Source organism: Streptomyces torulosus (assembly GCF_001419765.1).
Taxonomy (GTDB): domain Bacteria; phylum Actinomycetota; class Actinomycetes; order Streptomycetales; family Streptomycetaceae; genus Streptomyces; species Streptomyces torulosus.
This window is the reverse complement of the sequence record NZ_LIRK01000262.1, coordinates 15,845-30,580: the sequence shown is the minus strand read 5'-3', so window position 1 is coordinate 30,580 and position 14,736 is coordinate 15,845. Positions and strand designations below refer to the sequence as shown.

The window sequence follows — 14,736 nt, the reverse complement described above, 5'->3', positions numbered from 1 at the left end:
GCACCGGAGACCGTTGCCATCGCGCACCACGCCGACGTGTACGGGGTGCCGCCGGGCGGCGCTGCCGCGGTGCGCGAGCAGGACGCGAAGACCCCTGGTCTCGGCTGGCAGTGTTTCGGCGGGACCTGCGTGGCTGGCGTCGAGGTCGAAGCGGGGGACGCGGCGTGGGCGGACACCTGGGCGCGTCTGGTAACGACGAAGGGTCGAACTGAAGCATCTCGCAGACGGATGCCGTACGGATACCACACCACACAAACACCTGAAGAGAGACTGACATGAAGTCTATGGGACGTCGCGGCTTTCTAGCCGCTGCCACGGCACTTGGCGCTGGTGCCGGCGTGTCCGCGTATGCCGCCGTTTCGGCAGCGGACGGGAACAAGACTCCGGACATTGCATTGCGAGACCGGGACCTGCCCTTCATCGGCACGGAGGAGACCTTTACGACTCCCACGTTGTTGAAGCTGAACTCCATCAATCAGGATCACATAGCGTTCCTTGAGGAAACTGGTCTTTCGGATCTAGGCCAACGCCGCATCGGCGATATGGATGCGGGGGGACTCAACGTTCAAATCCTCTCTGCTCATACACCCTCCGTACAAAATGTCCCTGGGCAAAGGGGCATCGACCTTGCCTATCGTCTTAACCGGCAACTCGTAGACGGGCCAATCGCCAAATATCCGGGCCGCTTCAAGGCTTTCGCCACCTTGCCCTTACAGAGCCCGGAGGCGGCGGCGGACGAACTGGAACGCTCGGTTCGGGAAGATGGCTTCTTGGGCGCACTGACCAACGGACACATCGCGAAGAAGTATCTCGATCATCCCGATTTCGAGCCTGTGCTGGCACGTGCCGTTGCTCTCGATGTGCCGATCTACCTGCATCCCGGCTATCCAGCTGACGAGGTCTTCAAGATCTACTACAGCACCACACGGTCTAAATACACGGAAGAGTACCAAGACTACATCTTCAGTGGGTCTGGATATGGCTGGCACCAGGAGGTGCTGACTCAATGCATTCGGATGATCGCGTACGGGGTTTTCGACAGATTCCCCAAACTGAAAATCATCATCGGCCACATGGGCGAAGGTCTTCCCTTCTACTACGAGCGGATCGTCAATGACATGGGCGAGCCGACCAAAGACTCGCTCGAGAAGCCCATCGGGCAATACTTCCAGGACAACTTCTGGGTCACAACCAGCGCATTCCCCCAGACCGAACTGCTCGATCTCCTGCTGAAGTACATAAGCGTGGATCGAGTGATGTTCGCAACCGACTACCCGTTCGCGGACATAAAGGAGCAGACCGACTGGTTCCGCGGAGTCGATTTACCACGCGAAGCCAAGGAAAAAATTGCGTTCCGAAATGCGGAAAAACTGTTTGGAATAAAAGTGCCCGTGAAGTGACGCGCCAGCGTCGGCAGAAGTGGAAAATTCTTTGACTGTAATGCGGAGAGTACAGTCAAAGTATGCGATGCGCGGCTGCCGCATCACGCGGTCTTCATGCAACGGCGGATCGCATGCTCTTGGGTCTGCTGCAGGTTTGGGTGACAGGTTCGGTCACGCGGCCTGTGGGGCCGGTGTGGTCATGACGGCCTCGAATTCTTCAGCACTGCTTCGGCGCCGGTGAGTCCCCAGCGACCACGCGGCGAGGTACCAGCTGTGAGCTGGCCCTTTTCCGCATGGTCTCCCTCCGAACCGGACATGCCCGTTTCCGGGCATCGCGGCTCTCCAGTGACTACAACGTGAGCGTTTCTGCGGCCCGCCTCCCGTGGATACCGTCATGACAAGCTCCGCAGACCACAAGGGATTTGCGGCGCTTGGAGACTCATGATCCGTACCCATTCCGGTGGTGGGTCCCCGGCCCGTTCGAGATCGGCCAGCTGGCGGACGTGATGGACTTCCACATTCGTATCCGCCTGCTGACACAGCTCACATCTGCCCGCTTGGAGCCGCTTGACCAGCTCCTTCGTCGGATAGACGGGGAAGGGGGAAGAACGGTCCAACAGGGCCGCTCTCCTTTGACCCGCCGCCTGGCCCGGCCACGCTCTTCGCGGGCGTGAACCGGCCCGGCGCCGACTCGACCAGCCAGCCCCGGGCCACCAGCCGCTTCGCCTTCGACCGCAACGCCTCGATCTTCGCGGGCACCGGGTCCAGGCCGAAGCAGGCGGCCATCTCCTGGCAGGTCAACGGTCCTTGACCGAGACGGTTCCGGTCCGCGAGAACCTGAAGGATCCGCTGGTAGTCCGCCGACAGTGCCGACCAGACCAGTCCCGCACGCCACATCGGTACCACCGATTTCGGCTTCGCGGCCCCCGAGGTCCCGGGCGCTGCCGGCAGATCACCGCGATCCGACCGCTCCTCGCAGGCCTCGTCATCGCCGGGGGCCAGGACCTCGCCGACACGCGAGCGGGCGATGACCCACTCGTTCCACTCCCGCTCGACCACGACCAGCTCAGCCTGGATGCGGTCGGCCTCCTCCCGCAGCTCGTCCATGCGACGGCGAGCGGTCAGCTCACGCTGTTCCAGCAGCCCCACGACCGACGGCATCCCCGACCTCCACCTGAGCGACGACTCGACACGTCACCACTCCCCGAGACCCCCGACCCCATGCTTGACCAGCGGAAACCCAGCCCTCAATGCCGGAAGGACAACAACCACCAAAGGATCCCGTTGCACACAGTGGGCGGAAACCCCGCCGTTGTCCGTCCTGGTGTGCCCGGTCATGCTTCGAGCACTACTGCGAGTTGACACGGTTGAGGCGGCGGGAGGGGGCCAGCCAGCTCAGCGTGCGCTCCACCACCCGCCTGCGGGCCAGTACGACAAATCCGCGCCGCCCGTCCAAGCGGCGTACGACCTCGACGCGCACGCCGTGGCGGGCGAACGCCTTCGCCAGCGCCCGACCCTGGTAGGCGCTGTCGACCCACACCAGCTTCAGCAGCCGGCCCGGCTGCTGCATGAATGTCTCCAGCAGTGCGGGGGCGGCCTTGGAGTCGTGCACATCGGCCGTGGTCACAGTCACTTCCAGGAGCAGGCCCTCGGTGTCGGTCAGGATGTGGCGCTTGCGCCCGTCACGTGATTTGCCGCCGTCGTATCCGCGGCTGTCCTCGCCGACGGTTTCGGAGGCGTCCACCGACTGACTGTCGATGATCCCGCCACTGGGCTCGGCGTTGCGGCCTGCGCGATCCCTCGCCGAACGTCGCAGGCGTTCGTACAGTTCACGCGCATAGCCGTAGGACCGCCAGCGGCGGAAGAAGTCGTAGACCGCCCGCCAGTACGGGAAATCGACCGGCAGAGCCGTCCACTTCACGCCGTTGTCGACGAGGTAGCGCACCGCGTCGAGCATCTCGCGGTGGCAGAACTCCTCCGGACGCCCGCCCCGCTTGAGGAGCCAGGCCGGCACCGGCATCGCGGCGCGGACCTCGGACCATTCCGCATCCGTCATGTCACTGGGATAGCAGCCTGCCCGCCGTCCCGGCGCGATCGAGCCGAACCGGTGCACGGAGCAGTCACACCCAGGGGTGACCGCGGTGGACGCAGACGCAGAGATACTGCTCAACTGATCAGGCAACGGGCTTCCTTGGTCGTGCTGGTGTCGTAACCGCGTCACTACCAAGGGGCCCGTTCTTTCATGCCCGCAACCACATTGGCATTCCTGTCCGAATGATCACCCGCGCCGCAGGCTTCGAACGAGATCCGGTTTGCCACAACGCACTTAGGCTTCCCAGCCACCCACAGAGGCCACCTGCGGCAACTTCCCCGGCTGCGAGACGAGACATCTGCGCAGGTCAGAGCAGTTCGGACGCTCTTTGGCGGCAACACTGTCGAACTCGCGAGCAACGGATTCAGTCCGTTCAAGCAAAGTTGACGCCCCAACAGGACAAAATTAACGTTTCCGCAGGTCAGAGACCTGCATTGGTGGGGCGGGTGGGACTCGAACCCACGGCCGACGGATTATGAGTCCTTAGAGGATCTTGTCGACCCTTGTCGATCAACGCTCATTCATGGCGATTTCGCAGGTCACACGCCGTGAGCCACGTTGGCCCTTCCGGTCTTTGTCTGTCTGTTCCTACCTTGCGTCCTGCACGCGTCCCGAACGCGTCCAGGACGGACAGACTCCGCCAAGGGCGGGACGGTGGGGTCAGCTCGGGGAAGGGGCTCAGATTCGCTCGCAGCGGATTGCCTTTCCGACGAGTCAGAGGGCTCTGAAACCTGTACCGATCACATTGCGTTGTTCGACCAGGCCCTCACACAGATTCCCGACGCGCACCGGCACGGCACCAACGTCCTGGTCCGCACTGACAGCACCGGATCCGCGAAAGCCGTCCTCGACACGTTCGTGGTCGGCGTGGACGACCGTACGCCGATCGCGGCGGCCGAGCCGTACGCTCCGCTGCCCGCGGCACAAGCTGTGGACCGGGTTCCTTGATCGTTTCGGACCCACGCGCGAGGCGGAGATCGCTGCTTTCGTGGAGGTCGTGCGAGGCGAGCAGGCCAATCCGTGCGACGGGCGTGAGGCGTTGGAGTCGCTGCGGATCGCTGAGGCCTTCGAGTTGTCGCGCCGGGACGGGGAAGTTTCGGAGGACTGAGCGGGGATGCGCCCCGCATTCGTGTCATGTGCCGCGCAGACTCCGCCTGACCTGTTGGGCGGTCCCGGACTGATGCAGTACGTCAAGGACGCGCGCAAGCGATCGCCCGGCTGCCTCCAGATGGCAGCCGGGCGCCCCTGCGGAACGCTCGGCGTGTTCGGCGCCCTCGACCGCGCAGCGAGCGGCCTTCTCGATGTCGTCGCGGATCAGCAGCAACCGGGAGCGGGCCCACAGGGCTTCCGCGTGGGCCACATGCTCATCGGACGTTCTCGCACCGGCCGACGCAGCACACAACTCCTCCACGCACTGGAGTCTTTCGACGGCGTCACGGAGGAAAGCCGCGAGATGCAGGCGGAAAAGGTCGAATCGGCGCTCGGTGGCTTCATCCCACAAATGACCGAAGATGCGCAGTTCACTCGAGAGAGAGTGGTCGAACTCGAAGCCGATCGACTGGCGCGCGTCGTGCGTCGTGAAGCGGAAGGCCCCCCGGACCAGGTTCTTCCCCCTGTGCTCGAGCAGCACGATCCGCCCGTCACCGGGATACTCGCGGTCGGTCGTCAGGCTGCCCGTCACCGCGGGCAGGAGCATGTCCACGGCCAAGTGACCGGCACGGCCGTCATCCGTGGAGCCCGGCGGCAGTGCGATGTCCTTGGTGACCTCCCTGTACAAGGCCCGGACGCCCGCCAGCGCATCCGTCAGAGCCGCCGGACCAGCCACCAGACGCCCAGGAGCACCGCCAGAACCACCAGAGCGGCCACGAGATACGCCTTCCAGCTCCCGGTGGGGGCGTGGCTCTGCGGCGCCTGGCCGGGTACTTTTCCCAGCGGTTCGACTCCTCGTATGTCACTTTCATGGAGCAGTACGGCCGTTGTACCGGCCAGTGCCCTCGCCGCTCGGCGGGCGCCATCCGGGCTGCCGATTGCGTGGGTCGTGAAGGCGTATCCGGGCCCTCCGTCCTCCAGGAGGTTTCGGGCCCGGGCGAGAAAGGCCGTGACGGCCGTCTCGTCTCGGACAGCGCCGGTCCACGAGCCGAGGAGGTCGTCGCCCCCGGCTTCCGCAGTCACGTCCCCGGCTGCCCGCCGGAGCACGCCGAGCAGCCGGTCCTCGATGTCGGCGTTCGGATCGGACATGAGGGCGTGTACCAGGTCGCCGTCGAAGGCGGTGTCCAGAGCCTCTCCCAGCTCGGTCCGCTCCACGTCGCTCAGTCCGCACCGCACCAGCCACAGGGCGAGCCGGGGCTCCAGGTGCGCGTAGTCGAGCACCACGGTGTGCCGGATGCGGGTGCCGATCACATCGGTGCGCTGGGAGGGGACACCGCTGATGAGCAGGCCGGTGACACCGTCCGCACCCCGGCGGACGACGAGTTCCTCGCTCTCCAGGATCACCCAGGGGGCGACCGGCTCCCACCACACCTCCGGCGGGACCTCGCCGAGGAAGCCGTACCCCTGGTTCCGCATCTTGCCCCGCGTCATCAGGTAGGCACGCGTCCGACCGCTCACCACTCCTCCACTCGTTCGTCGGCGGGCTGCTTGGCCATCCATTCGAGGACGGCCTGGAGCTCTTCCTGGCGTCGCGCGGCCTCTCCGATCACCCGCTGATTGCTCAACCGGAGGTTCCTGTTGTCGAGGGCCTCGCCCAGGAGGTAGTAGTCGAGCGCACCCCAGAATCCCTTGGGCTCCGACTTGCGCTCCAGGGCCGCCTGGTAGGTGACGCGTGCGGATTCCGCCCGGCGGCGTTCCGCGGTGTCCTGGCCCGACACCACACACCGGCACAGCTCACGCATGACGGTGGCGGCCGCCTTGGGCCTCACTATGGGCGGGATCTCCCGGAACCGGTAGTGGCCGCGGAAGTCCAGCTCGGGTCCGTCGTCATCGAGCGGCTTGTGCCACTGCCCTTCCATCAGGTCCACGCAGCCGTAGGTGTCGATGGGGGCGTAGATGACCCTCATGTCCCGGTTCTTCGCCTCCGCCTGGACCACTTCCGTGATCGTCCGGTACTTCTCCCGCACTAGTTGCCGCAGCCGTGCCGCGTCCCGGCCCTTGCCGCCGTTGTCGTCGAAGTACTTCTCGCACTTGATCGGCGCGAGCACCAGGACGGCCGGCTCGTCCTGGTGGGCCGGCTGGTTGCGGGCGCGCGCCCACTTGCGGGCCATGGCCTCGACGTCCTCGAAGGCGAGCAGGTCGGCGACCGCCCGCCGCTGCGCGGGAGTCACCGCTTCCATCAGGACGGCCGCCTCCACCGGAACGAGCAGCATCAGGCTTTCGGAGATATGTGCCTCGCACGTGGCCCACTGCGCCTTGGCACGGGGATGCTGGGCACGCTTCGACGGGTCCAGCCATTCGCCCGGATAGTCGAGCACGCTGAACGGGATGCCCGGTGTGCTCTCCCCGACCGCCTGCAGACCCACTTCGTACAGCGCCATCGACTGGCTGCCGCTCAGCGAGGCGGCGTCGAACTCCCGCGCCTCGATGGCCCTGCGCAGTTCCACGCGGTTGCGCCGGATCCGCAACTCCGTCTGTTCGTCCATGACGAGGCTGATCCCGCTGCCCGCCAGCATGGTCTCCGTCTCGGCCAGAACGGCGGTGAGCAAGGTCGTCTTGCCCACTCTCGACGGGCCCACCATCGATGCCTTGAACGACAGGGTCACCGTGCTGCCCTCCCGGTGGTGATACGGCCCGGCCGGCCCTCGCCGAGCAGGCGTTCGAGCTCGGCCACCAGGCCGCGTAGGCGGCGGACGCGTTCCGTCGTCTCCCGGTGCCCGGTGCGGTCCTCGGGCCACATACGGTCCTGGAACGCGCCCACGAGGCGCCGGAACTCGGCCTCGGAGGACTCGGACCGTACGAAGGAGTCCTCGAACTGCTCGGCGTACGCGAAGAGCGCCTGGGCGGCGGTCGCCGGCTCCTGGGCGAGCACCGTCTGGGCGTCGTACGCCGCCTGCCGGGCCAGCTGGGTGATCCTTTCCAGCAGCAGCTCGGCGCCTTCGGCCGTACGCGGCACTGCGAGCAGACTGGTCGGGCCCGAGTCGTGTGCCGGATCGTCCGGTTCGGGATGCAGCACGCCCAGCGCCCGGCGCACGCTCGGCAGCACCCGAGTGCGGTAGTCGAGGCGGACGTCCAGGGCGAAGTCGATCGTCTCGGCCAGGACCGGGCACGGGTCGTAGGCCTCCCGCAGGGCATCGGCCAGCGCTTGCAGGAAGGCCCGGGACCGCCCGGTGTCCGCGTCGCCGTGTGCGTCGCCGACCAGCAGGGCCAAGCGCGGCCCGAGCGCGTCGACGAGACCCGCCCAGTACTCGTCCAGGCGCTGCTGGAGGAGGTCGTCCACGGCGGAGAAGCGGCGGGCGATCTCCACTCGCACCCGGTTGAGCTCGGCGGAGGCGAAGGGCAGGGACGCCCGGTCGACACGCACACGGTTCAGCGCCCGCTCCTGCCACCGCTCGGCCCCGGTGCCGAACCCGGTGAGCACCCAGGTGCGGACTTCCTCGTGCACTTCCGAGACGCGCTCCAGGAACTCGGTGTCCTCGAAGTCGTCCCCGGCGCGGGCCCGCAGGGTGTCGACCCAGGCCTGGGTGGAGGCCGCCACCTCCTCTCTCAGCAGTTCGGCCCGGGCGATCGTCTGTTCCGTGGCCGTGGGCGCCGCGAGGGCACGCAGTGCCTCGGACCAGGCGGCCAGTTCTCTCGTGATGAAGTCCATGCGCTCACGGCAGCGCGCTTCCGCATCCTGGAGAACCGCCTCGTCCATCCGCGGCAGCGCGTTTGCCAGATGCTCCAGAACCGGCCGGAGAACGTGGTCGCGCACGGCGTCGCGGTCCTGGGCGTCCGCGAGGATCACCCAGTAGGCGCGTTGCGTGTCCGGGCCGTTGAGCCGTCGGCGCAGGTCGTCGTCGAGCGCCTTGACGTTCTCCGTCAGGCAGTCGCCCGTGTTGACCAGGATCAGGACGAAGTCGCGTACGTCGACCGCGGTGCAGACACTGCCGACGAGCTGGAGGGCGTTGGCATCCGCCTTGTCCCACATGGCGTTGGTGTCGGTCGGCCGTTTGACGACGACGACGAAGTCCACCTCGTTGCGCAGGCCGTCGAGGTGGTGGGCCTCCGCCTCGGGGACCAGTTCGCCCAGGCCCGGCAGGTCCCCCAGCCCCAGCGCGGAGACGTCCTCGAAGGGGAAGGGGCAGGTGAGCACCGCGTCCCTGACGGCCAGATAGGACCGCTTGACGGGACCCGGTCCGTCCTCCGGATAGGCCACCCATTCCCTGATGTCCTTCAGGTCCACACTGCGGGTCTCACCGGTGAGGCAGTGCCGGTAGGTGTCGAGCGCCTCCTGGGCCTCGCGCACCCGGGCCAGCATCGGACCCAGCGTGGGCTGGGCCTTGACGTCCTCCGCCCGGATCTCCCGCGGATAGTCGTAGTCCGCGAACTCCGTCAGATTGCGCGGGGCCGGATGGAGACCGAGTTCGGTGTGGAACGGAGCGATCACGGAGTCGAGGAACGACTGCTCGGAGTGCATCGTCAACCGCGCGCCCCGGTCGGTCGCGGAGTGGTAGATCCGGCTGCGGACAGCGGTCACGGGCTGCCCCCGGCCCGCGGGAATCTGCTCGTCGCCCAGCCCGGACAGCGACTGGAGCAGTGTGCTCTTGCCGTTGCGGGCCCGGCCGCTCACGCCGATGTCGACGGTGTCCCGGGCGACCCTGCTGCGGACCGTAGCGAGTACCTCGAGACACTCCTGTGCTGCCCTCACCAGCACCGTCGCGTCCAGGGAGTCCGATGCCGGGCCGTCCTGTTTCCCGAGGCCGGGAACGCCCTCGGTGGCCCCGTTGCCGAGTTCCTGGGAGAGTCGCAGGATCCGGCGCCACCGGTCGATCAGTTCGTCGACCACGGGAAGGTACTCCCGCCGCCTGTGCAGCACCGCGTCGAGCCGTTCTTTGATATCACTCATGGACGAGCCCCCCTTGCGCACCCATGTGCGCCTTTGCGCCCCACAATGACCCCGCGCGCGGCCGGTGCCGCAACGGCCGCAGCTCTCCCCGGGTAACCGGTGGGGTTGTGCGCGTCACGCTACCGACATCCGCCCTGGGTACGTTGAGTTTCCGCAAAAGCTGGAAGTCGAATTCCGCCCCAGTCATAATCAGCCGCATCACCGAGCAGCCCAGGCCCCGGCTCTCTCCTGATCGTCGACAGCCCACCTGCCCACGGACGGCATATGTGGCCGATCTACTGACTCGGCAGGGCGAGCGCACTAGAGTCTTCGGGGGAAAGATCTGACGGGGACCATCCAGTTCCCCGGGAGCGGCGCGGGGGTGATGCGTGCGCTGCCGACTTTCGCGTAAGGGGGACGCATGGCGATGTCACCGGTTCGGGACGAGCTCGGTGTGGTGTTCGTTCACGGATTCATGTCGGGGCCGGAGACGTGGGACACCCTTGGGGAATTCCTGGCCGAGGACGCGGACCTGAACGAGGAGGTGACGCCTCTGAGGTTCAAGTACGCAACCAGCCTCTACAAGCCGAATCCCATGCAGTCGATACCCTCCTTCAGCACGGTCGCCGAAAGTCTGAAGGAATTCCTGGACACCGAAGCCGAGAACTTCGGGCGTCTCGTCCTGGTGGGACACAGTCAGGGTGGTCTCATCATCCAGCGCTACCTCACCGTGATGCTCTCGGAACAACGGGGATTCGATCTGCAGCGTATTCGGCGGATCGTACTTTTCGGCTGCCCGAACGACGGGTCCGAGTTCGGAGGGATCCTGCGGAAATTGCTCGTCCGGAACAACCCGCAGGAACACCAGCTGAAGCCCTTTGACGAGGAGATCAAGAACACACGGCGCGCGGTCTTGCGGAACGTCGTCTATGCCGCACCGGAGGCGACAGCGAGTACCTGCCGGATTCCGTTCACGGTGTTCGCGGGCGAGAGCGACGGTATCGTTACCCCGGCCTCGGCACAGAGCGTTTTCCCCGAAGCCGCTGCTCTCCCGGGGGATCACTTCAGCATTTTGAAGTCGAAGCAGTCCTACAACTCTTTGAAGAAGCGCCTGCGCGAAGCGATCCTCGGCGACCGGCCTCCGCCCGGCACCGACTACGAACCGATCAAGACCACCGCGGCCCATGACGACGCCCCCGCCCTCCGGTGGTTCGGGGGCAGCTCCTTCAGCGCCGAGACGGACCGGCTGCTGATCGGCGCGGCACCGGTCCGCAGCCCGATACAGATTGCGGTCGAGGCCGAGGACGCACCGCTGACCGAGGCGGAGTTCCCGCGGACACAGCGGCATCTGACGGTGTCGCTCAGCACCGACGTCCTCGATCGTGTCACAGCCGCGGCAGCGGCGGCCGAGAAGGCCGACGTACCCGAACTGGTGCAGGTGGGGCGGCGTATCTGGGAAGAGCTGGTGGCAGCCCAGAGCCGACTGGCGGGGCTCATCGACAGAGTGCGCCGGGCCGGCATCTGTCAGCCGGTGGCCTGGTGCGGCCGCGGAGAACTGCTCGACCGGCTGCGGACGGCGATCCCGCTGGCGTACACGGGCGGCGACGGAGCGGACGGATTCCTGGCGGTCGGAGCCGGAGCCCCCTACTTCACCCCGGTGGACTCCGACAGCCGGCCCCGCACGCTCCGGCAACGGTCACAGCACGCCCAGATACGCGTACAGCGGGCGGCGGCGCGGACGACGACGACCGCGAGCGCGGACGCCCTGCTGACCGACGGCCGGACAAGCCTGGCCGACGTGGTGAACGGGATACGGGCGGACAAGGCGGCGACGACGCGGGCCGTAATGTCCTTCACACCCGAGGAGATCGGAGCCGACGCGGTCCGCGAGACGCTGGACCTGCTGCCGTTCCTGACCGTCGGCGACCCTCGACTGGCGCACCCGGAACTTCTCGACGCGCTGGAGGCGGCCGTTCGCGACCACGGTGACCGGCTTGCCGCACCGAGCATCGTGACCGGGATCCGGAGCCTGGTGGCCGGGCGAGCCGCCGAGTGCGGCGACGCGCCGTTGCTGCGCCAGGCGCTGACCTGGCACTGCTGGTCGTGGGCGGGCCTCCCCCTGTTCGCCCAGGCCTTCGGTGAGGTCGAGCCGGCGGTCTTCCCCCACCTGATGGATCTGCGCGCCATCTCGTCGGGCGACCGCTACTACGACCGCTCGGTGGGCGAGGAACGTTACTCGGCGACCAAGCTCGTCTGGCAGAAGGAGCGTTTCCACCTCTATCTGTCCGGTGCCGGAGGGACGGGCAAGAGCTGCTTCCTGCACCACCTCTACGAGACGATCGCCGGCCAGACGTCGCGTATCGCGGTCTGGTACCGGGTCGACGCCCCGAACTCCGAGTGGGCCGCCGTCCAGGCCCGCATTCGCGGGGAAACAGTGGCCGCGATCCGGGAGAAGCTGGGCGAGGCCGCCGGCCTGCTCCTGTCGGAGGCCACCGACCTCGGGGGGTTCCTCCATGAGACGGTGCGCGGGTTACGCAGGTCCCCTCACGGAATCGACGAAGTGGTCATCTTCATCGACCAGTTGGAGCGCACTTTCGAGTCCGGAGACGAACCGAACTCGGAGCTGCTCGCGCAGGTCTCGAAGAACCTCGTCGCCCTGCTCGAGACGGTCCGAGCGGACCGGGGCGTCCGCTTCTTCGTCGCCTCCCGCAAGCAGTACCTGCCGGACTTCCTCGGATCGTCGGCGAAGGCGGCCCGCTCGCGGCTGGAGTTCCAGGTGCTGCAGGCGATCACAGACGCCGGCGAACAGCGCTACTTCGTGGAAAAGAGCGTCGCATGGTGCCGCGAGCAGGAGTTGATCCGCTCCGATCTGACTCTGCCCGGCGACGTCGCCCAGTACTTGGTCTCGAAGGTCAAGGGACACCCGCTCAACACCTCACTCGCTCTCATCCACCTGCTGTCACAGGATGTCGGCGGTGAACTGTCGACTGGAGACCTCGACCACCATCGACCATGGGAGCACCTGTTCGACCTCGACCTGGTGGCCGCCGCCCGGGACGATCTCGCCTGGTACTTCCTCCTGGCCATGGCACATGCGCGTACCGAGATCGTCCGAGTCGAGGAGGTGTGGTGGCGGCTGCGACTCGTCAATCCCAAGCTGACCCGACGGGTACACGAACTCGGTATGACGGGTGTTCTCGAGCATCTGTGGATGCTCGGCACACTCGGCCGTACGGTCCACGTCCGAGCGGGCGGCACCCGCTCCGCGTTCGCGGGTCGGCCGCGGTTCGTCGAGTTCTTCCACGCCAACCTGCGCGACCATCTGCTGCGCGACGTCATGGTGCACGGCGGGGCGGACATCCGCGGCTTCGGCCGCCCAGGCGGTACGCCCGCCACATGGCGCGCCCTGGACCGCCTCGCCCTGTACGCCCACAGTTGGGAACACACGCAGCAGTTGCTGTCGGCCGAGGACGTACAGGCGCTGATGGAACACCGCGAGGTCGTGGCCGAAAGTTACGCGGCGGCGGGCCGCGGGCGTGGCGACGCACGCGACACGAGGAGCGCCGTCGACAGCACTGGTCACTTCGAGCTTCTGTTCCCGAGACAGGATGCCGACGCGCGCCGTGCCCTGGGCCGGGGCGCCATGGAGTGCTTCGTGCTCTCCGCGCTCGTGCACGACAACCTCGGCCGGTGGGCGTTCACCCAGATGTTCCCCGATCAAGCCGAGCGCATCAAACTCTGCCGCGCATGGCTCGAAGACTGCCCGGCCGGGAGCCGTGAGGCGGTCCTGCGCTACCTGATCGAACTGGACGGACGTGCGGCACACGAGTTCCTCACCGAGATGGTGCTGGCCGAGTCCGGCCCGCAAACCGGTTCGGTGCGCCGCGCCATCGCGGACATCCTGGCGGAGCCCCTGTCCGCCGCGCGCTTCCGGAAGAAGGTGCTCACCGGCTTCCTGGAGATCGCCCTGTCCAAGGTACGCGGGGAGCCGGGCCGCCTTCCGCGGACGGCCCTCGAGTTGGTCGTGCTGGCCTGCAACCACGACCGCGGCGAGCTGGTACTCACCCTGAGCCACTCGGCCGAGCTGCTCAAGACATCCGACTACTGGTATGTGCAGGAGCACGCCGACGAACTGGTCGCCCCGGACCTCGTCGACGCCTGGCTCGCCGCGGTGAGCACCGACGGCATCGTGCCCTCTCGCGCCATGGCGGCGCACGGTGGCCGGGCGGCCACGGCACTGGGCCTCGTACTGGGGAAGGACCTGGCGGCCGAGGTCTCCCCCGCGAAAATGGCTGCGTGGTCCAAGCAACTGCGTGAGCGCATCGGCACACCGCTGCCCGACCTGAGCCTGGTCCCCGGGGAGTGCGAGCGGGACGAGGCGGAGCTCCGTATCCGTGGGCAGCGCGTCTCGAGGGGCCTCTTCCCTCCGGGGCATGTACAGCTCGCCAGGCGCCGATGGGAGCAGCTGGCCCACGAAGGGCTTCCCGAGCCCCGCCCCGGCTCGGACGACGGTGCCGACAGGGCACTCGTCTGGCTTCCCGCCGAGCAGGCGCGGGAGCTGGGCGCGACGATGGCCAAGGACAACGAGGCCACCCTGCTGGACTGGCTGGAGGAGCACTGTCGCAGCAACTTCGACCGCCTCTTCGACCGGGGCCTCGCCATGGAACTGGTCGATGAGCTGCAGGGGACAACGACGAATTCCCGTGGGCACCGCTTCGAAGTGAACGGCTCCCTGGTACGCCAGATCATGGTGAACCTCGTCGAGGAAGGGGTCCGGCTGGACAGCGGACGGGACGGACTGCTCACCGAGCTGTGGAAGCTGAACGGACTCGGCCGCGGCCGCGACCCCGCGGACTTCCTCGCGCCGATCCGGGTGTTCCTGCGCGCCGACGTCTCCCGCTCCGCGCTCGGCGACTCCACACGGCTCACCGTCATCACACTCGAGCGGCAGCTCCAGGACCGGCTCAACAACCAGGTTCGGCAGCGCGGCGGCCCCTCACTGCTGGCGGACCCCACCCAGACCAGAAGGCTGGTCCAGGCGGTCAGCCGTGTGGCCACCGCCGCCCTGCGCGACGACGATCGCAGTTATCCGGTCCTGATCACCAGTGCCCCGTTGCGGTACCCGCTCGCCCGGCTGCTGCTCCCGGTCGACCGGCGACTTCGCGTGCTGAGCCCTCTGGAGTTGCAGGAGGGCACCACGCGGGTACTGGGCGGCTCGGTAACCCTCACGGTCACGGAGTGAGGCG

At 67.2% G+C, this 14,736-nt stretch carries 9 protein-coding genes and 1 pseudogene; 3 read left to right on the top strand and 7 right to left on the bottom strand.

The window, feature by feature from the left end; all coding sequences use genetic code 11:
• Nucleotides 1-275 precede the first annotated feature (275 nt).
• Nucleotides 276-1,400: an amidohydrolase family protein gene (locus AOK23_RS19000; RefSeq protein WP_055713888.1), complete on the top strand. Its 1,125-nt coding sequence runs from the start codon at nucleotides 276-278 to the stop codon at nucleotides 1,398-1,400.
• Nucleotides 1,401-1,774: 374 nt separating this feature from the next.
• On the opposite strand, the gene AOK23_RS51660 is transcribed toward AOK23_RS19000, so the two are convergent.
• The 3 genes from AOK23_RS51660 to AOK23_RS18990 all read right to left on the bottom strand — a co-directional run bounded on the left by AOK23_RS51660 (nucleotide 1,775) and on the right by AOK23_RS18990 (nucleotide 3,438).
• Nucleotides 1,775-1,900 (bottom strand): hypothetical protein, encoded by a 126-nt coding sequence (locus AOK23_RS51660; RefSeq protein WP_338056481.1) that lies wholly within the window; start codon nucleotides 1,898-1,900, stop codon nucleotides 1,775-1,777.
• 25 nt (nucleotides 1,901-1,925) lie between these two features.
• Entirely contained in the window at nucleotides 1,926-2,543 is a 618-nt protein-coding gene (locus AOK23_RS18995) for a hypothetical protein (RefSeq protein ID WP_420823721.1), read from the bottom strand.
• Between the two features lie 187 nt (nucleotides 2,544-2,730).
• A complete protein-coding gene (locus tag AOK23_RS18990; protein WP_240496449.1) occupies nucleotides 2,731-3,438 on the bottom strand; it encodes an IS5 family transposase in 708 nt (235 codons plus the stop codon).
• An 882-nt stretch (nucleotides 3,439-4,320) separates the two neighbouring features.
• Between AOK23_RS18990 and AOK23_RS45180 the strand changes: the two are divergent.
• Nucleotides 4,321-4,582: pseudogene (locus AOK23_RS45180) on the top strand (dehydrogenase); the annotation flags it as partial.
• A gap of 24 nt (nucleotides 4,583-4,606) precedes the next feature.
• Here AOK23_RS45180 and AOK23_RS18980 read toward each other — a convergent pair.
• The 4 genes from AOK23_RS18980 to AOK23_RS18965 all read right to left on the bottom strand — a co-directional run bounded on the left by AOK23_RS18980 (nucleotide 4,607) and on the right by AOK23_RS18965 (nucleotide 9,511).
• Nucleotides 4,607-5,176: a hypothetical protein gene (locus tag AOK23_RS18980; RefSeq protein ID WP_169800311.1), complete on the bottom strand. Its 570-nt coding sequence runs from the start codon at nucleotides 5,174-5,176 to the stop codon at nucleotides 4,607-4,609.
• Nucleotides 5,177-5,277: 101 nt separating this feature from the next.
• The gene (locus AOK23_RS18975) at nucleotides 5,278-6,081 is read right to left on the bottom strand and encodes a hypothetical protein (protein WP_157878084.1); all 804 of its coding nucleotides are present in this window, start codon (nucleotides 6,079-6,081) and stop codon (nucleotides 5,278-5,280) included.
• Nucleotides 6,078-7,229, bottom strand: a complete 1,152-nt coding sequence (locus AOK23_RS18970; protein ID WP_055713884.1) for a hypothetical protein — start codon at nucleotides 7,227-7,229, stop codon at nucleotides 6,078-6,080. Before AOK23_RS18970 ends, AOK23_RS18975 begins: the two co-directional genes overlap by 4 nt.
• On the bottom strand, nucleotides 7,226-9,511 hold the full coding sequence (locus AOK23_RS18965; protein WP_157878083.1) for a hypothetical protein: 2,286 nt from the start codon (nucleotides 9,509-9,511) through the stop codon (nucleotides 7,226-7,228). The genes AOK23_RS18970 and AOK23_RS18965 overlap by 4 nt, the downstream gene beginning before the upstream one ends.
• Nucleotides 9,512-9,911: 400 nt before the next feature.
• On the opposite strand from AOK23_RS18965, the gene AOK23_RS18960 reads away from it, so the two are divergent.
• Complete coding sequence (locus AOK23_RS18960; RefSeq protein ID WP_055713882.1) at nucleotides 9,912-14,732, top strand: alpha/beta fold hydrolase; 4,821 nt, start codon at nucleotides 9,912-9,914, stop codon at nucleotides 14,730-14,732.
• Nucleotides 14,733-14,736: the final 4 nt, after the last annotated feature.

Bases quoted from the DNA above. Each gene is read 5' to 3' on its own strand.
- AOK23_RS19000 (WP_055713888.1), top strand. From the start codon at position 276: ATGAAGTCTATGGGACGTCGCGGCTTTCTAGCCGCTGCCACGGCACTT.
- AOK23_RS18995 (WP_420823721.1), bottom strand. From the start codon at position 2,543: ATGCCGTCGGTCGTGGGGCTGCTGGAACAGCGTGAGCTGACCGCTCGC.
- AOK23_RS18990 (WP_240496449.1), bottom strand. From the start codon at position 3,438: ATGACGGATGCGGAATGGTCCGAGGTCCGCGCCGCGATGCCGGTGCCG.
- AOK23_RS18965 (WP_157878083.1), bottom strand. From the start codon at position 9,511: ATGAGTGATATCAAAGAACGGCTCGACGCGGTGCTGCACAGGCGGCGG.
- AOK23_RS18960 (WP_055713882.1), top strand. From the start codon at position 9,912: ATGGCGATGTCACCGGTTCGGGACGAGCTCGGTGTGGTGTTCGTTCAC.